The sequence below is a fragment of the Shewanella sp. GD04112 genome (assembly GCF_029835735.1).
GTDB lineage: Bacteria > Pseudomonadota > Gammaproteobacteria > Enterobacterales > Shewanellaceae > Shewanella.
On record NZ_JAOEAL010000002.1, the window covers coordinates 41,266 to 61,161 of the forward strand.

Consider the following 19,896-nt stretch of genomic DNA (forward strand, 5'->3'; position numbering starts at 1 on the left):
TAAATGTCTATGACTGTCGCTGCTTATCTAGAGCATTTTTCGCAATATAGTAGCCAACTAGTAGTTCTATAAATGCAGCAAAAGCCCATGGTCCCCATACTAATGCCCAAACGACTGATATAGCGGCAATAGATAAAATCGCACTACGTGGGTCCTTAATAAAAGCACCAATAACAAAGCCGATAATTACGAAAACGATAGTATAAAAAAGCATTATCTTATTTCCCCATAAAAACAGCAGGTTACGCGCACACAAAAGCGGTTTTGCGCCGCAAACAGTGGCGTTTTCACCAAAGTTGCAACAACGAAAAGCTTTAAACAATAAGCACCCAAGCGTTAAGCGTCCATTGATTTGCCTTGTTAGGCTGAACTTAACCTACAACTGGAACGCCGACTATAAAGGGACCTAAGCTTCCTTCGTGCCGTTTAACAAAGTTCTCATAGTTTTTTTCATAATTCTCGGTGTCCTTGTCTTCTGATAACTACAAACTACCCCCTGCAATTATTTCGCGGCAAAACGGCATAGCTATTACCCTAGATAGGTTTATTAAGTGGCCGCAGAGGGACGGCCAATAGCTGTAGCTATCTCATCAATACATTCCTTGCGTTGAATCTGTGAATTCAAGTCGTTTCCGAATTGGTAAGGGAGTTCATAAGTTGATATGAATGTGGCATCTCTACTCTTCACTATTGCCACAACAATTTCTGTGTTAGCCAACTGTACATAACCAATAAAAGTCAGACCAGCACCAAAGAACGAGTCGTACTTGTTCTCGGTGGTACCATAATTCTTGAAGAACTTTCGGATAGCCGTATTCGTAACGAATGGCGCTACGACCGTTTCATCGGTTCTTTCTGCATTGAACGCCGCGGCTACGATTGAGGACACACCTTGCAAGTCAATATAGAATTTTAAAACGAAGAAGACGATGATCGATACCCCAAATGTAGGGATTGCCAGTACCAAGGCTATGAAAAAACCTATAGGAACGAAGAGATGCATAAGACTCCTAGGTAGTATAGTGCCTTTTTAGGTTGATGAGTTTATCGGCAAGATCTAAATACCAAATCAGTATTTAGAACAAAAAATCAATATTTATAACACATTTCATGATTTATAATGTATGTAAGACTCAACAACCTTGTTTGTCACGCCGACTTGTTGCTCTAAAAATGATGCACCTTCAGATTCCATTGCACCAGCAAAATGGAATAACAACAATTTGTTACTTTGGTCATTAAAAAGAGCTTTAGAAAAAGCTGCTGGAATCCCTTTAGTTCTAGCAACTTCGATGACTCCATCAGTAAATTCTTCCAACTTCGCCTCATTCTCGAACCATTGAGGAAGTCTTGAAAGATTAGAATTTACAGCCATTGTCGCTTTTTTTTCGTAAATTTCAAATTTCATGGATCTACCATCAAAATAGATTTTTATAGCAATAATAATGGCATAGATAACTAAAGATATTCCCTTCGTAGGCCAAGCAAGCAAAAAGGCGACAAAAAATGAAATGACCAAGTTCAAAGTTCCTTTTGAATCGTTAATTTTCAAAAATTAACTTTAAAGTATTGTGATTACCTAAGCAACATATGGTTGGAGTGGACCTCGTTTATAGACACTCTGTAGTATTACTAAAATTTGGTCAATCAGTGGGTATCACACCTAGCCTAAATTCATGATGCTGACTCGCAATGGGGCATAAACGTTTTAGAAATGGCAGTGTACTCTGATCGCTGCCATTTAAGTATGAATCTTTAATACTCAGTATGATTCTTTATTACTTAGTATGAAACTTTATTCTACTCACACAAATGTACTAATACGCTAGTATTCCTTAATCAAGTCCTAACACTTGATATTAGGGATGTCATTCCAGTTGGTTAGATAGGACGGGCTCAAAAACTCACGGCGCATCTGCCAATTTTTCTCAATGCCATTGGCGACGACGAACACGGCACCTTTGCCCATTTGCTCGTTTAATCTGTCCATGACTGACATCAACGCTGGTTTTCCCAGGTTGTCGTTGAACATATCGAGCTGCAAGCCTGGTTCTATATCTAATAGCCCTACCCCAACGCGATAGTACGGCACTGCGGCATAACATGACTCAACCGCAGAGGTAATTTGCTGACTGATGATCATGCTGTCACTGGTGGGAGCTGGTAAATGAATTGTCCGACTGAAACCACTAACACCATGCTTGTCATACGCGGATGTTTGAGCAAAAAATACCAAGCAACGTGCTACCGATTTTTGACCCCTTAGCTTTCGAGCCGCTTCACACGCATGGAATGACAACGCCTCCTTTAACCCTGCTATCGTCGTTATTCGCTGGCCAACCGAGCGTGTAGAGAATATCTGTCGCTTATTAACGGGCATATCGTCCCAGCTAAACGCCTTTGTCCCATTCAGCTCGAAAACCGTTCTTTCGATGTTAACGCCAAACATTTTCCTCGCGGTCTTAGTCTTCATCTGGGCCAACTGCAGCGCCGTGTGAATCCCCATCGAACTTAGCCGCTGACCAATTCGTTTACCCACCCCCCACACATCGGTAGTCAACATCGCCCCTAAGATGGCTTCGCGATTATGCGCTTTAATCACGCAAACACCGCGATAGCCTAAGCGCTTCGCAGCATGATTTGCGGCCTTCGCCAGCGTCAAGGAATCCCCTAGCCCGACACCGATAGGCAATCTAACCTCGCGCCACACATCATGCCTTAGCTTACGGCCTAATTTTGATAGGTTTTGTGGTGTGTCGTTGCCAAATTCAGCAAAAATTTCGTCAATAGAATAGGGAAAATACGAATAGCACTCTCTCGACGCGACCCTCATGAACTGGGTGCTGATTGTTGAATACAACGCATAATTGCTCGAGCAAATGACCACCCCATTCGCCCGACAGAACTCGGCCACTTGAAAGTAAGGCGTGAATTTTTTAAGTCCCAACGCGGCCGCTTCTGGGCTTAACGTCACGATCATCCCGTCATTGTTCGAGACCACGATTAGTGCCTTACCACGATACAGAGGGTTAAAAATCTGTTCGCATGAGCTATAAAATTATTCCCGTCGCAAAGCGCGATAATACTGCTCATAGCAATAAACTCGGCTGTTTTAGTAGCCTAATTGATGCTGGCACAACACCCTCACACCAAAATCTATCATCCGGCTTGATTAACACCGGCTCAAAATCGTCGTTAGCCGATAACAGCCTGCTATTGGTGAGATCGAGGACTTTACAGACAAATTCGTTTTCGTACATGGCAATAATGACATCGCCTGAACCTGCGGTGAGTTGACGTGACACTATCAGGATGTCACCGGAGTGAATGCCCACCCCCGTCATCGAGTCACCTCTTGCACGGCCCACAAACGTCGATTCAACCAGAAGGTCATCAAGGCTTTTCAACACTAGAGGATCGCGCTTTCGTCGATGAAAGCGCACGGCACAAATGGCCACGCCCTGAATCTCTATCCCGTCTGTGACTGATATTTCGGAATAATGAGCATTGGTATTGGCATGAAGTTTATGATGGTCATGGTCTAGCTGCCGACAAACGGTTTCGCCGTCCACCAGCGCCAAAACGACATCTCCCCGCGTCGCAGTCAATGACTTATCAACGACAAGTAGATCTCCGGTAAATAGCCCAAGACCCGTCATAGCATCGTCGGTAACCTCTGCAAATACCGTTGCTGATGGGTGTGAGACAATAAGATTATTGAGGCTTAGCGCCTTCTCTTGGTATCCAGCGGCGGGGCTCTCAAAGCCGTGTATGCCTGCCGATGCCAAACCAATGATGACGTTCATAGGACAAATCACAAATACTGTACATTAATACAGTATAACTAATTATTGAAACATCGAAAATCCCGAAGATGATTTTTTGCGTAAAGAATACATGGAGGGAACAAATATTAAAAAGATAAGCACTCCATTACAGGGTTAGAAACTACTGCTTGGAAGTTGGGCCTACTACCATCGGGGTTGTAGGCCTCACTGTTTTGAAGAGTATTAGACAGGTGATTTATCGCGTGTAAGTCTCAAACACTCGGTCAATATCCAGCTTGAACGCATCAAGGTCAGGCATTTCTCCAGTATGCTCTACATACCCCCAGAAGAACTCAGCCAGCTCAGCCACAACGTCGAATACCGCAAGCCCTGAGAACGCTTTACCCTCGGCATAGAGATCTTCACCTTTTAGCCAAAACGCTTCAGACAGCGCAAACAGCTCCATCACAAAGTCATCTTCCCCCATCCCCAACACATCACCAATGACTTGCTCGTTGGGGCTCGTCGTCAACACGGCATTGGTCAGATAGTAGTGGTACATAGCGACCTCTGCATGGTTGCGCGGTGCAGTTGGCGTAGTTGCTAGTTCGGTCATTTTTTCTGTCCCATTCAGTTGATGTAGGAACATTCTATTACGGCGGCCGATTCTGGCCAATTTCAGGATTTACCCTTCTATATCAGCACCATACAAGACAAGAATGACGCAAATCACCACGGGAAACGGGAAACGATGTTTCCGTAAAAACATCGTTTCCATTGCAGAGTGTTGAATAACTGGCTACACTGTGATTTATCGATGTAAGTCATTAACTTTGAAGATGTTTGAGGCAAGCAAATGGAACAATTGGCAGTGAAACCGAAGGCAACTCTTGAGGAAGTGACTAAGCTCGCGAATGAAATGCTTAAAAACGGTGTCGAGCCAACGACACGTAACTTGAGCGTTCATCTGCAGGGCAGAACATCGTCGATCCAAGGGTTCTTGATTGAGTACAAAAATAATCTTGAGCATAGAAAAAATGCTATCGCGGAAGAGGTTGGAAGCCTTGCCGTAGCTAAGTTGCTGTCTCAAGAACTGTTGCTCATGATTGACCGTCGTAACGAATCGCTGACCGAGCAAGTTGCCCAGTTGACGCGAAACCTTGATGAAACGCTATCGCTGTTAAGTGACAGTGAAGATAAGTTAGAAAGCGTCTTGAATACTACGGCGGCTCAAGTTGCGGAGATTGAAACCAGCACCGCAGCCAAGGTCGAAAAGGCCCAATCCGCTGTAAGCCTGATAGAGCAACAACTGCGAGAGTTAAAGGCCACCAGCGAAAAGGCCATTGATGACGCAAGAAATCACGCAAAAGCCGAAGTATTAAAAGCAGAAGCATTAGTAGACGCAGCGAATGGGCGCGTTGCACAAGCAGAGACCGAATTAAGGGCATCTCGAGAGCAAATTAAATTACTCAGCATCGATTTTGCGAAGCGTGAACTAGAACAGCGAGAGTTAGAGCAAGCGAAGGCCACCATTGCAACTCTGCAGGCCACACTATCAAAGCAGCAAGACCAGATCTCATACACCACAGCGAACCTTGAGCGATTGACGCAGGACCGAACAGAATTAAAGGCTACAGAAGCCAAGCTAGGTAAGACTGCGGAAAATTTAACGGCAACCTTAGTATCGGTGCGCAATGAATTAGCAGACTCTCGAGCAAAACTAGCCGAGGTTAATGCAGAAAAGTTGGCATTTGAGCGTGATACGCAAAGACTTAATACAGATCTCAATAGTTATCGTCAGCAAGCAAACCAACTCGGAAGCGTCCAAGCTGAGCTTATTAGCGTCGAAAAACAACTGAATCAGGTGAAATTAGATCTATCTCAATCCGAGCGTGAACGGGAGATATTATCCCAAGCTCTAGCTGCCAACCGTGTGGCGGGCAGTCAGACCGAGAAAAAATAAGATATTTCGAAGGATGTTCGTGTTGGAGAGGAATAACTTTCATACTCCTTGTGGCTTACTTCTGGACAAAAACGTTTCAGAGCCGAATGACGGCTCTGTGCCAAAAGCGGAAATTCACTGAGATTCGATAAAATCGGCGCTTTTCACTGAAAGCGGACCATCATAGACCGAAGTTTTCTGATATTTTTTACCAATAGGCCAGTTACTCAGCTGTCTTAACTATGCCCCTCCACTTCCTTTATGTCGTTATTAAACAGCATTAAATGCCAAATCGTTCATTAAATAGACAAATATCTGATAAATTTGGTAATTGTCGAAAATTCATCTCGAATTCATTCTATTCAGATATAATTTGTTACATTTTCAATCGTACAGAGACTGCGATGTTCAACAAAAAAATCAAACAGGAAAACGAAAGACTGAGTACAGCTTTGTCAGAGGCTACCTCGGTGATTGCCGCAATCAGAGGCAGTGTTGCATTTATACAATTCTCCCCTGATGGTCATATTCAGGATGCAAACGATTTATTTCTGCACACTGTTGGGTATTCACTATCGGAAATTGTTGGCAAGCATCATTCAATTTTTTGTGATCCCAAATATTCCGCAAGCTATGAGTACAAGAACTTTTGGTCTGAGCTTGCCTCAGGCAAAGCGAAGCATGGCTCATTCAACAGAAAAACAAAGCGTGGAAAATCTATTTGGTTAGAGGCGACTTATTTTCCCGTGCATAGTGGTGTAGGGAAAGTATCAAGCGTGATCAAAATTGCCTCAGACGTAACTGAGCAGACATTAAAGTTAACGGACCAAAACGCGATATATCACGCACTAGATAAAGCTATGACTATTATTGAATTCACTCCCGGTGGTGAGATCGTTAATGCAAATAAAAACTTCCTTCAAGCTATGGGATATCAACTATCGGAGATCGTAGGCAGACACCATAAGATGTTTTGTGATGACAGTTTTTATAGAGAAAATCCAGAGTTCTGGAAAGACCTGGCTGTGGGTAAACTCAGCTCTGGTAAGTTTAAGAGATATGATGCCAGAGGTAATGATATATGGTTTGAGGCGAGTTATAACCCTGTAAAAGATAATGACGGCAAAGTCATCAAAGTTATCAAATTTGCGACTGCAATTACAGATCGTGTTATGCAGGCAATGAGGGCAAAACAAGCTGCCCAGGTTGCTCACGAAACAGCGCTTCAAACCTTTAATATCGCTGAACAAGGGAAGAGTCATATTGAATCCTCTTTAGATTTAGCAAGCGAGATATCCGAAACAGTTTTAACTACTAATCAAGTTATTCAACGATTAAGTGACCAAGCAAAAGAAATCTCTAGTATGGTCAATATCATTCGTAGCGTAGCAGAGCAGACCAACTTGCTTGCTCTAAATGCAGCTATCGAAGCAGCTCGTGCTGGCGAGGCTGGACGTGGATTTGCTGTTGTCGCAGATGAAGTCCGATCGCTGGCTTCAAGAACAAGCTCAGCGACTGATGAGATATCAAGTGTTGTTGCAAGAAATCTGGAAGTAACTAGTCAGGTTATGCAAGCCATTAATGCTATCGATGGGCTCAGCGGTCAAAATGGTGAGAAAATTGCTCTCCTTTCCAGCATAATTTTGGATATAGAAAAAGGTGCACAAGAGGTTGTACAGTCTGTGTCTGCGATCCATTGAGTAAGTAAAGTGTAGTGCCACACTGAAATTGGCCCCCTGATTAGAGGATACGCTCTGGGTTCACGAAAAATCGAATGTCCGCAAATCGCTCAAAGCCGACCTATAGAGTAATTACGTTAACACGTTTTGGGGCATAAACGATTTAGAAAAGGCAGTACAGCGATGTGAGCGCTGCCTTTCAGTATGATCCTTTAATACTCAGTATCAAACTTAACTTGGTGAAAAGTATTACTCTCCAACAAGTTTGACCACGTTTCCCCCCTTTGACACTGAGCTACCAGCGCCAGCGCCCGTGGTTCTTCTTTAGTGAAATATTTTAGATGATACGTTTTCATGATCCGGTAAAATCGCAAGATATACTGACACTGATTGGTGGGCGGTAACCACTCGGTGATCCCCGCAGATCCTTTTTCTTTATTCAATCCCTTTTCGACTACCTGCAGATCCCTCACATCGTTTGCGAACATCTCACGCTGATAGCGATCCCAATATTTACCGCCTCGGGCATGGGCATAGCCAAGCGGTACAGTGTGATCCACATCGAGCGCAAAGGGATCGAGATAGATTTGCCCCGTCCAAGGTGACACCCATCTTCCCCGAGTCACGGTTTTACCATCACGGCTAAAACTTGGTTTAACCGTGGATTGTGTAGCGAGTAAGTCGTGGCGCGTATTGAGACCATTGCCATCCAAATCACTCCAATGCGGGTAATCTTCACGGTGATACTTCAGGTCGGCCGCAGCCAAACCGTTAGTAATGGACAAGGAAAGCATAAGTAATGCGAGTGAACTCAGCCTGGTCATACTAGGCGCCTTATTGGTTAAACAGTGATTGAACAACAAATGGGTCCGGCTCAAGCTCAAAATCATCCCCCTTCATGGTAGCCGTGCCGCTTAGGCACACGATTTTGTGGCATGAATCGCAGATACCGATTCCACGATAGAGAATGTCACTCTCTACGAGATGAATACTGCCCCTAACTAATTCATCCTTAAATTCTTCACCACACTTACACTCCATCTTAAACTCACTGACAATCTTTCCACTGCCTAGCGTTAGCGGGAATTGGCTCGCAAATGGCTGATGCTGCCCCATATACACTTTGATTTGCTTTGCGTTCACGTTGACCTCTCTTGATGTCCAATCACTCTGACAGATACTTCCAACGAAGCAATTTTTTACCTTTTAGAATGAGTTCTACATCGTACAAACCAGAGTCTCTTAAACCCGCCAAACCCTGTAACGTGTTCCCCATAATTTCTTTTGTCTGGTTCGATTTCACCACAGTCCCAATCGCCACGACTCTGCGCTGTAAGGCGCTAACTTTGCTCAGCACTTCATAGGCTGTCGGCATCTTGGCCAGCACGTCGATATTTGGCAAAGGAGCCATCACCGGCACCCGAATATCAACCGAGGGCAAATGACGCAGTGCAGCGAGTGATCGCCCTGCAGATGCTTTACGCGCATTCAGACTTGGGGTTAACTTGGGCGATAATGGCTCCCCATCCTCTGCCACGTCCAAAATGAGATAACCGCTATTTGATTCCTCAAACATCGCAGACGTGACTTGCTCTTGGCCCACAAACCATGCAATCAATTTGGTGCAAACATGGAAGCTCTCACAGTGATGCGTGGTTAATACACTTAACTTTCCCTGATCTTTAACCAGCGTAAAAATCTGGCTAGTACCGCTTTCTACAATCCAATCACCGGCACAGATTTCCGGCATCGACTTCAGTATCTCTAATGGCTCACTCACTTTAGTCGCTGGGAGCGGCAACGTCCCTTCTTGTAAGAAGTAAGCCCCTAACTGAATAAAATGCTGAGTCCACACCGCGAATCGATTTTGAATGACCTCCCACACGGAGTTGTTGTCACGCAGGATCACTTCTAGCGCTTTCACGCCTTGATTAACCGAATTAGTGGCAATGGTTATCGAGTCATGTTCAACATACGCCTCAACGGTGAAAGTAGATGTCACGTTAGACGCAATCGTGAAGGGTGTTTTTAAACGGGTTGTCGGCTTTACTTGTAATTCCATTTTTCGCCTCTTAAGCCGCTTCTGACCATGCTTTTTCGGAAAGTCTCACTGTTTTAGCTAAGATCATCCCTACAAAAAATTCATTCCAAGCTCTTGTGGCCACCTGACGATGTTCAAAGGTCGTCATGAGATCATCAAAGGTGAAATGTGTTACGCACACACCGCCACCAGCGAGCTCTGCTACACAATAGGCACCGCGGATATTTCCACGATTCTTGCTAAATGGGTCATATTGGTGGCGAGGTGGAGTAAAAGAGTCAATCCACTGAAAATCATCGGCTTCATACACAATCACAGGTCGTGCAGAACGGATGATCCCCGCCTTTGCCGCCGCGTCACGGTAACCACGGTATGTCCAGCACAGTTGCACCCCTAACCAACCACTATCGTAGTAAGCCCCTAACAGAATAGATGCCTGCTTGCGGTTCGGATTGAGGCTGATTTGTGCTTGTGTCAACTCAGTCATGACATCAAAAACGCTATGAATATTTACCCAGCCAATTTGGGATGGATTGAGCATTAACAGGCGCTGCAACTGAGCAAATAAAATGTTTAGCTCCGAGTACGGAAAATTGTTATTAGGGTATGCAGTATTAAATTCGACACAGAGATGTTGAACGTAGTGTGCGGCATCTGCCGAGGTGTATCTGGTACTCATAAAAACCTCTGGTTTAGTCAAATAGTGCATCGAAACGACATGCTGATGTTTCTACCACGCCAGCAGCCATAAACTTTGTTTTCTTGGTCGGTGCTTCAATTTTGCGGATTGGCCTTAACGCCTCACAATGCGCCGTAAGGGTGTTATAAAAGCCGTCAAATGCAGTGATCGCGACATGGTTTAATAGGCGCCAAAGCGCTTGCTTCTTTACCATTTCATCGACGTAGATTGATTGCCAAACCTCTGAGCCGTTCTCAGCTACAGATTCCAGTTCAATTTGGTCAATCTCAAAGGACACGTATTCGCCTGATGGCAATAGCGCTGAAGCAATACCGCCACGCAATTCGCCACGTTTAGGTGATAAGCCAACCAAGCTGACCAGTGGCATTCTGTCGTTAAAAACTCGAATAGAGTCCCCTTCTCGAATGGCCCATGCCTGATATGCTTGAATTTCACCCGATTGCAGCGCTAAATCCAGACCGCCGATATAGGTCAGTTTGGTTTCAATCTGACCTTCGTCATTCAGCGCCAAATACAGCAGATTTTCACCTGGGCTCCATGACAAGCCTGTCGCAGCGTAAACACTGAGCATGTAGGCTTCTAACTGGTCTCTGGGAAGGTCAAAACCCGATTCATCGATAACATACTGAATATGCATTTTTTCGATGTTTATCTCAGGAACGGTCACTTGCCGATTGTTGGCTATAGCTAACTGTATGTACTGACTCGCTTTCATAACGTAATCGCTTTGTTTTTACTGTTATGAGTATTAAGCCACACACTTTTTTTCTGGCAAATTTTTGGAATATTTCTTTATAAACAAGCCACTTGATTTGTGGTTGTCGCGGCGATCATGGTGTGCATCCATGAAAACTGGCTGACTGAACAGGCTTCAAATCCCACAATCTGACCTCTTTCACGACATAATTTCACCAGTCGTCCTCGGTCAATTAGGTACACAATTGCTGGTATTTTCGCTTCCGGCAAAAATTCTGAGATATAGGTCGCAGGGATTCGGTTGGACGTTAGATTTTCTAAAACGATGTAAAGGTCATTGATATGCAAAACTGACAGCATAGGTACTCCTTAACTACTCTCTGCCAAATTTGATTTTCTCGGAGGATGTCAGTTGGTTCCAACCTATCATTTTGGCCATGGGAAGGGGCTCTGCATCTACGAGATACTTACGCTGATTACGTTGTTCGGAGTTCACTTCATTGTCTTGGCCTGGCTTCTGTATAGTGGTAATGCTCGTGAGTGGAATAGTGCCAAAAATTGACTCTCTTTCGTAGAATAAGCAGCTTACGTGAGCCTTGCTGTCCTCTTTAATTCCGCCAGTGGTCTCAGCCATATACCCGTCAATAACGACAGCGCAGTCAGGGTAATCAGTAAACACGAGGCTGATTTTAAATTTTGTATCGTCGGCAAGGTAAGTGGTCACCCCATCGAATTGCACAGTCAAATTCGACTTGGCCACAGGATTGGCTGCAGCCAATGTGTCGAGTGAGCGAATAGAAACATTGACAGGATCAGTTAACAACGCGTTGTCTGCATTACTCGCCAGTTTGTACCACAAGATAAATCTATCGACACCGCCGGAATACATAAAATACGCAAGGACAGATACCGACACCACGGAGACAATTACCGGATCAAGACCTCTCCGTTTTCGAGAGTTATCCGCAAGCGATTTGTTTTTTAGCTTGTTTTTAAGCGAATCTAAAAAACTGAATTTGTTGGCTTTAATATTCTTAACCAATGATTCCAAAATCGTTGCGCCGCTGAATGCCATTCGAATGCTTCTCTAATAAATATCTCGTGTTATACTCGCCGATATTACACACTTTTTTAAACGCAAACAACATGTCAACTATTGCAGATTTGAACGACACTTACTTAAGTAATGGCTATCGAGTACCCCAGCAGGAACTTGAGTTTTGTATTGCTAAAGCTGCTCGGCCTATCGACCCAGACTTATTACTCGCGGTACTGGTTGCTGAGGGCGGCAGACGTGGGGCGATTGTTCAGAATAAGAATGGTTCGTTTGATCTGGGCGTTGGTCAAATCAACACGATTCAGTATACGGAGACATGGTTTAAGTCGCGCTACCCTGATTGGCGTCAAGTGGCCCAGGATACGTGTACTGGCGTTGCTGCTGCCGCTGACGTATTGCTGCGCCGTATGTCAGAATTGAACGTAGGTCAGTCGGTGTGGGAGGCGGTTGGTCATTACAACTCTAAAACTGCCACGGTAAAAATCCAATACTTACAGAATGTAATGCAGATTTATACCAGACTTTCACAGAACAAGGGGACTGAATATCGTCCTTGGATGACCATTACCCACAAGCAAAAGCACTTCTTTACTTGGAGTAATAGAGAATCAGAGCGCTAATTGACTGCTCCCCTCCCTATCGAAGGGGATTCTTGTTTCAAGGCGTTATGCCCGAAGTTCATTAGAACAATCGGGACTTACTTACGCTCCACAAGCTAACACCGCTTGCCCAGCGGCTTTGATATTAATAGCGGCATTGGTATCACGGTCTAAGCGCGCTTCACACGCTGGACAAGTCCAATGCCTTATATGTAACGGTAGAGAATCAACTACGTGACCACAGCAATTACAACGCTTACTAGACGGATACCACTTGTCAATCTGGACAAGTGTTCTGCCGCGCCATTCTGCTTTGTACTCAAGCTGCCTAACCATTTCGCCCCAATTGGCGTCACCAATGGCCTTAGCAAGTCGCGGATTCTTGACCATGTTTTTAACGCTCAAACTCTCACAGCTAATCACTTGGTTTTCGTTTATCAACGTAGTGGTGAGTTTGTGGGTAAAGTCGCGGCGGCAGTCGGCAATCTTCGCCTGAATGCGAGCAACTTTGATTCTGGCTTTGTGGAAGTTGGCAGTTCCTTTCTTCTTCTTGGAAAGGCGGCGTTGCGCCTGAGCCAATTTCTTCTCGTACTTTGCAGTATGGCGGGGATTGCCAGATTTAAACCCGTCAGCGGTAATCACAAGGTCGGTCAAACCCAAATCAATACCCGTTGTCTTTTTGGTAACAGGCAGTGGTTTAGGCTCGAAGCGGCAAAGCATAGACACGAAGTAGCGGCCTGCACTGTCTTTCGAGATAGTGACGGTAGTTGGTTCGCTAGGAAGTTCACGCGACCAGCGAATATCAAGCGGCTGTTTGGACTTGGCAATGTAGATATTGCCATCTTTGAACTTGACATCCTCCCTCCACTAAATCAGACAAGCTGACTATAGTGGGGGATTCCTACCGCTAGACGGCCATGCCCGGCCGCAAGAATGTTCTTGGCTGCATTGACATCTCTATCATGCGTAGCACCACAACTGCCACAAGACCATTCTCTTATTCGCAAACCTGCTCTACCTTTCGGACTGCTGGCGGGGATCTCCCCACAGCACGAACAGATTTGGGTTGTGTAACGTTCGTTGACCACTTCAAAAACAACGCCTGCGTGAGCGCATTTATATTCCAGCATTGTTTTGAGTATTCCCCATCCAGCATCTAAAACGGATTTGGCCAGTTTGGTTTTTGTTAAACCTAGGGAATTGACGTTACCAACGAAGATCGCCGCGTTGCTATCGACGAGCTGGCGACTGTATTGGTGCAAATCATCTTTTCTACGATTGCAGATTTTGGCGTGAATCGCCTTGACTCGAGTTTTTTTGTTAGCCCGTTGCGCAATACCTAATTGCTGTTCGAGTTTGCGATATTGCCGACCTACTACCTTATGACCGTTACTATCCGTCGCGGCCTCTTTACAACCAAGGTCTATGCCGACACTGGCTGTCCCTGAGCTTTGCTCTGGCTTTACTTCGACCACAGCGTTAAAGTACCAGCGGCCTTGGGCGTCTTCGTTGAATGATCCTGATTTGAATTGGTATTGAGAGAGGCTATAACTGTCCCATACCTTGAAATAGTGACGATTATGATAGATCTGCCCATTCTTAAAGCTGATGCAATCGCTACGAACAGGAATCCAACCGAGTGATCGCTTTGCTCCACGAGACTTACGCCAGTTCAACTTGGCTTTTTTAAACTGCTTTCTGCGCGTCACGTACTCGTGTCCAATCATTTGGATGGTGGCAGAATTAAGCCCAAGCTCTTTGTTGGCACCCTTGGTGTAATCTTGTAAATCATAACCTGAAAGCCATTTTTGGCGTTCCTTAATGGCGCGGTGAGATAGTTCATTGCAATAATTCCACACTTGATTAACGGCAAAAGCCCATGCATTAAGCGTTTTGACATGCTTATCACGGACTCTAACTTTAAGTGTTTTAGTGTGGATTTTTTTGTTCATACCTGAAAAAATAGCAGTAAATAATATTTGGTGTCAATCGATGAAATCCCATTATCACTGCATTTACGACATAAAGTTTCATTTGGTGTTAGTTACTAAATATCGGCATAAATGCTTCACCGATGAAATGCTTGATGAGCTAGAGGCAATTTTTCAAGCTCAGTGTGAGCATTGGAGCGTCCAACTATTGCAGTTTGGCGGGGAGGCAGACCACGTTCATTTAATGTTGGAGCTAAATCCCACCATCGAACCCGCTAAATTCATAAATAGCCTCAAAACAGTATCGAGTAGGCTGATTCGTAAAAAGTATGCCGACCACTTGAAGCCATTTTACTGGAAGCCCGTGTTGTGGAGTCGTGCATACTGCCTGTTAACGGCAGGCGGTGCGCCTTTGGAGATCTTAAAGCAATATATCCAAAACCAAGATAGGCCAACCTAACGGCTGGTTCGCTATCCATCTCCACCTAAGCGATGCTCGCTATAGATGGAGAATTTCGCGAGATTTCGTTAAATAATTTAGACTGAAGACGTGATGTGATGCAGGCTATTTACTAAGTTAGTGATTAAAAATTTCAATTTTAGCAGACTTGCCCCACCCCAGAAATCAGCACAACTTGCGCACGTTACGACACCAGTGGCGAGTGATACACGAATAGAATCACGAATGTGCTTAGCTTTGAAATTCACCATTGCATTCCATTCCGGCGTACATTTCACCGAATCCGAGCTAAACATTAACGCTAAACGTAGCTCAGCCGCAGGGTATTCATCGTTCCAAAATTTTTCGTTGAAGTAATTACCGTTAACCCCGACTTCTAATCGAGTGTCACCGGCGACAAACTCAAGATGCGAGTCGTGCTGAATTACAACGACTGAGCGATTCAGTTGTTGCTCCAACACAACAGTGATCATAGCTTTAACATCTTTTGGCGTCGCAGAATCAACAATCTCAGAAAATCTTGAATCTCTGAGAGTTTTCTCTTCGCGAGCTCTAAACATCATCACTACGTTTTGCGCACCAGAACTTCCCATCTTCAATACATCCATCTTAAAAATAAAATAATACCAACACTTGCTACTACTGCATGATTTAGCCCAATTCGTTGCGCTCTACCCAATGGCCAAAATGGTCTAATTCCGGCAGGAGTCACCGCGTCCCCAAGTAAATGACTTAAATAGCCAATGACTAGGGCTTGCGATGCGATAGAGTCAGCTTGATGGCTGGCTAAAAGCCAGACCATTAGCCCAACAGCCCACAATGAGTGAGTGATACCACGATGTGAGAAGAGCGAAAGAATCGTTGATATTGGTTTAATCCTTCTTCCCAATTTCGACTCAGGATGATCTATGTCAGGTAATAACGACGCTATCGCCACCACGGGTAACATCAAACAGGCATCTACAACACCGATTACTGTCTCAGGGGCATAGGAGTTGACGATAGCAGCGTAAACGCCCCAACAACCCACTCCTAGGCCCACATGAGCAGCATATCTCATTGGGTTACAACTTCCGCAGCTGTTACATTTCTCACAGTCGGAGAAGGTTTCACTAATGCTTCAACTTCTGAATAAGCCTTTTTAGAGCGCTCTTCAAAGCTGCGATCGTTTAGTTCAATCATGCGCTCCAGCTTGTCGTAAGGCAGGTGTAACAGCATATACACTACGTACAGCCCGTTCTCGACGCGAACTTGGGTGTTAACGTGGTTATAGCCAACGACTTTTGCACGATTTACTAGCTTAACAATTGTTTCATCATTCAACTGATTAGTGCGACCATTGCGCACTTCAGTGTTTTGACGCTCACGACCAGAAACTTCCTGCGATACTGTCTTAGCAATCGCGTATTCCGCATTTAAGTTCGCAATATTGCGAGCGGCCATCAAGTTATCAGCACGGCCCATTGCCGTCGCGTAAACACCATCACCATTCGAAGCAGGAGGGTTTAAGAACCACTCAGGCGCCTTTTCTATAGCGTCGTTCATTTGTTCATTTTTTTGTTCTACTAGCTCTTGTTGTGCTTCAACATAATCTGAAACAGGGTTTGAGCTGCAAGCAGACAGAGCTAAAACAGATAATGCTACGATTGTTAATTTGTGTTGAGTTTTCATCTAGTAATTCCTTGTTTGTTAAATTTTACGACCAGAATCATTTCATCACAGTTCTAAAACGTTGCAAATTTTGCTGCATTATCCAGTTAAATCAGTTGGTTAGAATATCCTCTTAACAACCGTGGTGACGTGCATCACAAAATATCTACCCAATCATGAGCATAATACAGGATAACAAAAAATTGGGTAGATATTTTTTGTTAAAACTTGGTCTGTTCTCCTAAATTTGCGAAAAAATTTTTCTGTGAGATAAAGTTCACATAACAAATTTACATCTTGAGGTAAGCATGTCGCGCATTACAATTCATCCACTATTTTCCGAATTGGCAGTGGAGTTAGGCTGCAACAGTGCGCCGAGTCGTTTGGTGTTCTTGGAGGTTCATTTAAGATTGATTGGTCTCGCGCCAGAACAGGTCAATAAAGAGCATTTAAAGCAACTAATTAAGCTCCTATTTGACGAAGAGATTAACCTGCACCCTCACCATTCAGACTTGGCCTTAGTCTCAATACCAGGCATTGCAGAGCCTTACCCAATACTCACTGCTCGAGGCTACAACCGGTTGTATAAATCGGATACAGCTGGGGAATTCCGCGTCAAAGCCATTTCCAAAGGGGAAGAGTTCACTACAGCTAACATTGATGCCATGAGCGAGCCTGAGCAATATAACGTTGCGCCCAATGCGGAACTGGAAGGGTTTGCCGCCGTGTACAGTGATAATAGCAATCTGCTGTTAACGGGGGTTATTTCAGTGGATGAAGTAGAAGATGTGCTCCACCGATTCCACCGCTGCAGTTTGTCGTTGGCAGAAGTCGGCGCAGGCCTCGCGTTTAATCGCTTATTCAAGGTCAATCGTGCATTTAAAATGTCACCCGCCACCAGCGCCTTTGCGGGTTGGTTTTCGATGGCAAGAGCCGCGTTAAAGACCGTTTATTCAAATTAACTAGCCAAAAAATCCCAAAAAAAAACGACGAAGGGATGCCGTAGCATTCCAACGTCGTTCTACACTTTAGTGCAGATGTTGCTTGATTAAATCCACCATCAGTTTATTGCCTGCATACTGAAAATAATCGCGCCAACCTGCCACTGAAAACGATTCAAAACTGGGAGTGTTCCATAGTCCCCAGATATTTAAATCGCATCCACGCTTAATAATATCCTCCACCTGACCATGCGGTTTCCGGTGAACAATATTAAGCATTTTTTCAATTGAGATCGGTTCTATCGATGATTTCCCGTCATCAATTGAGATTAAATAAGGGCTTGTTGGGTAACCTGCATTGTGCCAAAAGCTCACATATACCGGGTTTACGCCAAGTCCCACAGGGATTAACACCGAACCGCCTTCGCGCAGCTGCCACAAGAACTGCTTGATACCTTTGTCAGCGAACCTTGTAAGCGTTTCGAGATCGACCTTTAAATCATCTTTATAGACAATCGGCAGGTTTAATCGATTCGATTCAGCTGTCATAGAAGCGAAAACAGTATTAATTTCTGATTCGTAATTCATGGTGCTCACTCCAAAATTTAAAAATTAAATGAGGGCGAGCAACCCTAGGGTTGTCTCACCCTAGGGTATTTGCAACGGCGTGACCGTTTGCATTGTTAAGTTAAAGTATCGTGATTAATGAGATCCCAAAACCAATGGCGCCTAGAAAAAGTCCTATCGCCCCCATTCGCATTGAAATACGAATGTTTAGATCTGGGTGAAGCCAGAAATGCAGGAAAATCTCTAACTGAGAAGAATCGGTTACTTTTAGATTGACGGGATTTGTACGCAGCGTTAAACCGAGCTGCTGAATACCATCGTAATCTATAGCAATCTGACTCTTCGTTAGTGAAAGGTTGCCAGAATTGCCCATTGCATATCGCAATATCCAAAGCCCATTTTCAAGGTTTTGTATAGTCACCGGCTTTTTACGCATAAATCGCTTTCTTGTAATCGCTTTACGGCGAGATAGACTACTTACAATATTGAAATTCCCCATTCGGACAATCCCTATACCGCCCTCGTCTTCTCTCGGCAAGCGAATAACCTTATCGACTTTCATGGCTCACTCCTATTACAAAAAAGGGTGAGCTACCCCAATGGGTGATTGCTCACCCAAGGGGTAATGAAAAATTAAACTTCTAAGGTCACGTCAGTGTGAGCTTTTGCACAACACACAAGCACATGACCCGCTTTGACGCTAACTGGCTCTTCTTTATAGCTTACAACTCCATTAACTAATTTGGTGCTGTAAGCCCCGCAGTAACCGCTTCGGCATTCAGTAAAAACAGAAATACCTTTAACTTCAAGCTGCAAAAGAAGAGTGGAGTTATTATCTGACTCAATTGATATAAGCATGACTTGCTCCTTTTAAAGTAAGCCACACCCGTCGGGTAAGGTCTTACCCGATAGTTATTAATCGTGACTAAAGATCGTTGATGAAACAGATGTGCCGGTTGTATTCCGATTGGTACGTAAGCTTGTCAGGGGCGTTGACGTAAACCACGTCCCCTTCGGTGTAAGTGCATAACATGAGAGATTGAGGGTTAACCCATAATCCTTGATACTCGTCGCAATACTCCCGCTCCCATCCACTCTTAAGCGAGGTCTCAAAGTTTAATGAGCCGCCGAATGGCCAGAAATCTCTGACCATTGTAGACCCATACATACTTAACTCCGGTTTTGCTCTCCCTTTTTGGATGCGCTTCTTAATGAGTCGGCGTAACCATCGTTGCTGAGCAATTTCCTTACTTGAGATGTATCTCGGACCTCTTTTTCTGAACCAATACAGGTTGCCATCGATACTATTTAACGCCTCTTTAAGCTCGTTAATGTTTAACAATGACGCTTTCTTGCTTGCATGAGAATTATTTAGCATGTGCTAATCTCCCTGCGTTTTGACCGAAGCTCACAATCCCGTTCCAGCTCACTTCTTCAGTGAGTGGCAACGGAATGGCTTGAGGTTTCGAAGACATTGCATAGCAGAACTCAATAAGCCCGATATCATCACGGCTAATTGACTTCAAAGACGTAGGTTTTGCTTTCGCAATACGGAAGCCCCAGAAGCACAAATTCATGAGTTCTAGTTCATCCTGAATCTCAAACGGAAGTAGGTTCCCTTCGAGTTTCACGGTCTCAACTGCAGCAAGTCTCACGTCGCCTGATTGTTTTATCTCATATAAACCAATGTGATAAACATGGCGCTTAGGGCGACGGTCAATTTCTATACCCTGTAAAGTGGCATAGGCCACGATTTTTTTAGTGCTTGTTTCCCAGGCACCAACTACTAAATTTTCCATATCTCACTCCAAATTCAAAAATGCCCGTAAGGCATAAACTAAAAAAGGGGGAGTTATGGCCCGGAGG

Annotated in this window: 28 protein-coding genes; 5 read left to right on the forward strand and 23 right to left on the reverse strand. The window is 44.4% G+C overall.

Annotation, left to right across the window (positions count from 1 at the left end; all coding sequences use genetic code 11):
* Window positions 1-7 precede the first annotated feature (7 nt).
* The 6 genes from N7386_RS21630 to N7386_RS21655 form a co-directional block, all read right to left on the reverse strand.
* Window positions 8-322 carry a hypothetical protein gene (locus N7386_RS21630; protein ID WP_279771119.1) on the reverse strand — a complete coding sequence of 105 codons (315 nt, stop codon included), beginning with the start codon at window positions 320-322 and terminating at the stop codon, window positions 8-10.
* A 225-nt stretch (window positions 323-547) separates the two neighbouring features.
* Window positions 548-1,003: a hypothetical protein gene (locus N7386_RS21635; RefSeq protein WP_279771121.1), complete on the reverse strand. Its 456-nt coding sequence runs from the start codon at window positions 1,001-1,003 to the stop codon at window positions 548-550.
* A 105-nt stretch (window positions 1,004-1,108) separates the two neighbouring features.
* The gene (locus tag N7386_RS21640) at window positions 1,109-1,552 is read right to left on the reverse strand and encodes a hypothetical protein (RefSeq protein WP_279771123.1); all 444 of its coding nucleotides are present in this window, start codon (window positions 1,550-1,552) and stop codon (window positions 1,109-1,111) included.
* 294 nt (window positions 1,553-1,846) lie between these two features.
* Entirely contained in the window at window positions 1,847-3,001 is a 1,155-nt protein-coding gene (locus N7386_RS21645) for a Y-family DNA polymerase (RefSeq protein WP_279771125.1), read from the reverse strand.
* 88 nt (window positions 3,002-3,089) lie between these two features.
* On the reverse strand, window positions 3,090-3,806 hold the full coding sequence (locus tag N7386_RS21650) for a S24 family peptidase (RefSeq protein WP_254803682.1): 717 nt from the start codon (window positions 3,804-3,806) through the stop codon (window positions 3,090-3,092).
* A gap of 217 nt (window positions 3,807-4,023) precedes the next feature.
* Window positions 4,024-4,383 (reverse strand): hypothetical protein, encoded by a 360-nt coding sequence (locus N7386_RS21655; RefSeq protein WP_011711511.1) that lies wholly within the window; start codon window positions 4,381-4,383, stop codon window positions 4,024-4,026.
* 240 nt (window positions 4,384-4,623) lie between these two features.
* Here N7386_RS21655 and N7386_RS21660 point away from each other — a divergent pair, with 240 nt between their 5' ends.
* Window positions 4,624-5,730 (forward strand): hypothetical protein, encoded by a 1,107-nt coding sequence (locus tag N7386_RS21660; RefSeq protein WP_140907554.1) that lies wholly within the window; start codon window positions 4,624-4,626, stop codon window positions 5,728-5,730.
* A gap of 383 nt (window positions 5,731-6,113) precedes the next feature.
* On the forward strand, window positions 6,114-7,409 hold the full coding sequence (locus N7386_RS21665) for a PAS domain-containing methyl-accepting chemotaxis protein (protein WP_279771131.1): 1,296 nt from the start codon (window positions 6,114-6,116) through the stop codon (window positions 7,407-7,409).
* Window positions 7,410-7,600: 191 nt separating this feature from the next.
* On the opposite strand, the gene N7386_RS21670 is transcribed toward N7386_RS21665, so the two are convergent.
* The 7 genes from N7386_RS21670 to N7386_RS21700 form a co-directional block, all read right to left on the reverse strand.
* Window positions 7,601-8,212: an HNH endonuclease gene (locus tag N7386_RS21670; protein WP_279771133.1), complete on the reverse strand. Its 612-nt coding sequence runs from the start codon at window positions 8,210-8,212 to the stop codon at window positions 7,601-7,603.
* Between the two features lie 10 nt (window positions 8,213-8,222).
* A complete protein-coding gene (locus N7386_RS21675) occupies window positions 8,223-8,531 on the reverse strand; it encodes a hypothetical protein (RefSeq protein ID WP_208660757.1) in 309 nt (102 codons plus the stop codon).
* 22 nt (window positions 8,532-8,553) lie between these two features.
* A complete protein-coding gene (locus N7386_RS21680) occupies window positions 8,554-9,450 on the reverse strand; it encodes a hypothetical protein (protein WP_208660758.1) in 897 nt (298 codons plus the stop codon).
* 10 nt (window positions 9,451-9,460) lie between these two features.
* Window positions 9,461-10,108 carry a recombinase RecT gene (locus N7386_RS21685; RefSeq protein ID WP_011711517.1) on the reverse strand — a complete coding sequence of 216 codons (648 nt, stop codon included), beginning with the start codon at window positions 10,106-10,108 and terminating at the stop codon, window positions 9,461-9,463.
* Between the two features lie 13 nt (window positions 10,109-10,121).
* A complete protein-coding gene (locus tag N7386_RS21690; RefSeq protein WP_011711518.1) occupies window positions 10,122-10,844 on the reverse strand; it encodes a recombinase RecT in 723 nt (240 codons plus the stop codon).
* A gap of 77 nt (window positions 10,845-10,921) precedes the next feature.
* Window positions 10,922-11,185: a hypothetical protein gene (locus N7386_RS21695; protein ID WP_259563902.1), complete on the reverse strand. Its 264-nt coding sequence runs from the start codon at window positions 11,183-11,185 to the stop codon at window positions 10,922-10,924.
* Between the two features lie 13 nt (window positions 11,186-11,198).
* Window positions 11,199-11,900: a hypothetical protein gene (locus N7386_RS21700; protein ID WP_259563903.1), complete on the reverse strand. Its 702-nt coding sequence runs from the start codon at window positions 11,898-11,900 to the stop codon at window positions 11,199-11,201.
* A 71-nt stretch (window positions 11,901-11,971) separates the two neighbouring features.
* On the opposite strand from N7386_RS21700, the gene N7386_RS21705 reads away from it, so the two are divergent.
* Entirely contained in the window at window positions 11,972-12,502 is a 531-nt protein-coding gene (locus tag N7386_RS21705) for a lytic transglycosylase domain-containing protein (protein ID WP_086903608.1), read from the forward strand.
* An 81-nt stretch (window positions 12,503-12,583) separates the two neighbouring features.
* Here N7386_RS21705 and N7386_RS21710 read toward each other — a convergent pair whose 3' ends face one another.
* Both N7386_RS21710 and N7386_RS21715 read right to left on the reverse strand, forming a co-directional pair.
* On the reverse strand, window positions 12,584-13,315 hold the full coding sequence (locus N7386_RS21710; protein WP_279771361.1) for an RNA-guided endonuclease TnpB family protein: 732 nt from the start codon (window positions 13,313-13,315) through the stop codon (window positions 12,584-12,586).
* 38 nt (window positions 13,316-13,353) lie between these two features.
* On the reverse strand, window positions 13,354-14,433 hold the full coding sequence (locus N7386_RS21715; RefSeq protein ID WP_037429940.1) for an RNA-guided endonuclease TnpB family protein: 1,080 nt from the start codon (window positions 14,431-14,433) through the stop codon (window positions 13,354-13,356).
* 40 nt (window positions 14,434-14,473) lie between these two features.
* Between N7386_RS21715 and tnpA the strand changes: the two genes are divergently transcribed.
* The gene (gene tnpA, locus N7386_RS21720; RefSeq protein ID WP_208660760.1) at window positions 14,474-14,872 is read left to right on the forward strand and encodes an IS200/IS605 family transposase; all 399 of its coding nucleotides are present in this window, start codon (window positions 14,474-14,476) and stop codon (window positions 14,870-14,872) included.
* A gap of 77 nt (window positions 14,873-14,949) precedes the next feature.
* On the opposite strand, the gene N7386_RS21725 is transcribed toward tnpA, so the two are convergent.
* From N7386_RS21725 to N7386_RS21735, 3 genes are read right to left on the reverse strand one after another with little or no spacing between them, the layout of a single operon-like run.
* A complete protein-coding gene (locus N7386_RS21725) occupies window positions 14,950-15,465 on the reverse strand; it encodes a hypothetical protein (protein ID WP_011711522.1) in 516 nt (171 codons plus the stop codon).
* A gap of 2 nt (window positions 15,466-15,467) precedes the next feature.
* Complete coding sequence (locus tag N7386_RS21730; protein ID WP_037429945.1) at window positions 15,468-15,932, reverse strand: metal-dependent hydrolase; 465 nt, start codon at window positions 15,930-15,932, stop codon at window positions 15,468-15,470.
* Entirely contained in the window at window positions 15,929-16,543 is a 615-nt protein-coding gene (locus tag N7386_RS21735) for an LPP20 family lipoprotein (protein WP_011711524.1), read from the reverse strand. Before N7386_RS21735 ends, N7386_RS21730 begins: the two co-directional genes overlap by 4 nt.
* 287 nt (window positions 16,544-16,830) lie before the next feature.
* On the opposite strand from N7386_RS21735, the gene N7386_RS21740 reads away from it, so the two are divergent.
* Window positions 16,831-17,484 carry a hypothetical protein gene (locus N7386_RS21740; RefSeq protein WP_011711525.1) on the forward strand — a complete coding sequence of 218 codons (654 nt, stop codon included), beginning with the start codon at window positions 16,831-16,833 and terminating at the stop codon, window positions 17,482-17,484.
* 66 nt (window positions 17,485-17,550) lie between these two features.
* Here the strand turns inward: N7386_RS21740 and N7386_RS21745 are convergent, their stop codons facing one another.
* From N7386_RS21745 to N7386_RS21765, 5 genes are all read right to left on the reverse strand, one after another.
* Entirely contained in the window at window positions 17,551-18,051 is a 501-nt protein-coding gene (locus N7386_RS21745) for a hypothetical protein (RefSeq protein WP_166485396.1), read from the reverse strand.
* 100 nt (window positions 18,052-18,151) lie between these two features.
* Window positions 18,152-18,592 (reverse strand): hypothetical protein, encoded by a 441-nt coding sequence (locus N7386_RS21750; RefSeq protein ID WP_011711527.1) that lies wholly within the window; start codon window positions 18,590-18,592, stop codon window positions 18,152-18,154.
* 71 nt (window positions 18,593-18,663) lie between these two features.
* Window positions 18,664-18,888, reverse strand: a complete 225-nt coding sequence (locus tag N7386_RS21755; protein ID WP_279771152.1) for a 2Fe-2S iron-sulfur cluster-binding protein — start codon at window positions 18,886-18,888, stop codon at window positions 18,664-18,666.
* Window positions 18,889-18,955: 67 nt separating this feature from the next.
* A complete protein-coding gene (locus N7386_RS21760) occupies window positions 18,956-19,408 on the reverse strand; it encodes a hypothetical protein (protein ID WP_086903606.1) in 453 nt (150 codons plus the stop codon).
* On the reverse strand, window positions 19,398-19,829 hold the full coding sequence (locus N7386_RS21765; RefSeq protein WP_037429956.1) for a hypothetical protein: 432 nt from the start codon (window positions 19,827-19,829) through the stop codon (window positions 19,398-19,400). The genes N7386_RS21760 and N7386_RS21765 overlap by 11 nt, the downstream gene beginning before the upstream one ends.
* Window positions 19,830-19,896: the final 67 nt, after the last annotated feature.

Excerpts from the sequence above, each read along its gene's own strand:
- N7386_RS21635 (WP_279771121.1), bottom strand. The coding sequence starts at position 1,003 with ATGCATCTCTTCGTTCCTATAGGTTTTTTCATAGCCTTGGTACTGGCA.
- N7386_RS21650 (WP_254803682.1), bottom strand. The coding sequence starts at position 3,806 with ATGAACGTCATCATTGGTTTGGCATCGGCAGGCATACACGGCTTTGAG.
- N7386_RS21655 (WP_011711511.1), bottom strand. The coding sequence starts at position 4,383 with ATGACCGAACTAGCAACTACGCCAACTGCACCGCGCAACCATGCAGAG.
- N7386_RS21660 (WP_140907554.1), top strand. The coding sequence starts at position 4,624 with ATGGAACAATTGGCAGTGAAACCGAAGGCAACTCTTGAGGAAGTGACT.
- N7386_RS21665 (WP_279771131.1), top strand. The coding sequence starts at position 6,114 with ATGTTCAACAAAAAAATCAAACAGGAAAACGAAAGACTGAGTACAGCT.
- N7386_RS21670 (WP_279771133.1), bottom strand. The coding sequence starts at position 8,212 with ATGACCAGGCTGAGTTCACTCGCATTACTTATGCTTTCCTTGTCCATT.
- N7386_RS21680 (WP_208660758.1), bottom strand. The coding sequence starts at position 9,450 with ATGGAATTACAAGTAAAGCCGACAACCCGTTTAAAAACACCCTTCACG.
- N7386_RS21685 (WP_011711517.1), bottom strand. The coding sequence starts at position 10,108 with ATGAGTACCAGATACACCTCGGCAGATGCCGCACACTACGTTCAACAT.
- N7386_RS21690 (WP_011711518.1), bottom strand. The coding sequence starts at position 10,844 with ATGAAAGCGAGTCAGTACATACAGTTAGCTATAGCCAACAATCGGCAA.
- N7386_RS21695 (WP_259563902.1), bottom strand. The coding sequence starts at position 11,185 with ATGCTGTCAGTTTTGCATATCAATGACCTTTACATCGTTTTAGAAAAT.
- N7386_RS21700 (WP_259563903.1), bottom strand. The coding sequence starts at position 11,900 with ATGGCATTCAGCGGCGCAACGATTTTGGAATCATTGGTTAAGAATATT.
- N7386_RS21705 (WP_086903608.1), top strand. The coding sequence starts at position 11,972 with ATGTCAACTATTGCAGATTTGAACGACACTTACTTAAGTAATGGCTAT.
- N7386_RS21715 (WP_037429940.1), bottom strand. The coding sequence starts at position 14,433 with ATGAACAAAAAAATCCACACTAAAACACTTAAAGTTAGAGTCCGTGAT.
- tnpA (WP_208660760.1), top strand. The coding sequence starts at position 14,474 with ATGAAATCCCATTATCACTGCATTTACGACATAAAGTTTCATTTGGTG.
- N7386_RS21725 (WP_011711522.1), bottom strand. The coding sequence starts at position 15,465 with ATGGGAAGTTCTGGTGCGCAAAACGTAGTGATGATGTTTAGAGCTCGC.
- N7386_RS21730 (WP_037429945.1), bottom strand. The coding sequence starts at position 15,932 with ATGAGATATGCTGCTCATGTGGGCCTAGGAGTGGGTTGTTGGGGCGTT.
- N7386_RS21735 (WP_011711524.1), bottom strand. The coding sequence starts at position 16,543 with ATGAAAACTCAACACAAATTAACAATCGTAGCATTATCTGTTTTAGCT.
- N7386_RS21740 (WP_011711525.1), top strand. The coding sequence starts at position 16,831 with ATGTCGCGCATTACAATTCATCCACTATTTTCCGAATTGGCAGTGGAG.
- N7386_RS21745 (WP_166485396.1), bottom strand. The coding sequence starts at position 18,051 with ATGAATTACGAATCAGAAATTAATACTGTTTTCGCTTCTATGACAGCT.
- N7386_RS21750 (WP_011711527.1), bottom strand. The coding sequence starts at position 18,592 with ATGAAAGTCGATAAGGTTATTCGCTTGCCGAGAGAAGACGAGGGCGGT.
- N7386_RS21755 (WP_279771152.1), bottom strand. The coding sequence starts at position 18,888 with ATGCTTATATCAATTGAGTCAGATAATAACTCCACTCTTCTTTTGCAG.
- N7386_RS21760 (WP_086903606.1), bottom strand. The coding sequence starts at position 19,408 with ATGCTAAATAATTCTCATGCAAGCAAGAAAGCGTCATTGTTAAACATT.
- N7386_RS21765 (WP_037429956.1), bottom strand. The coding sequence starts at position 19,829 with ATGGAAAATTTAGTAGTTGGTGCCTGGGAAACAAGCACTAAAAAAATC.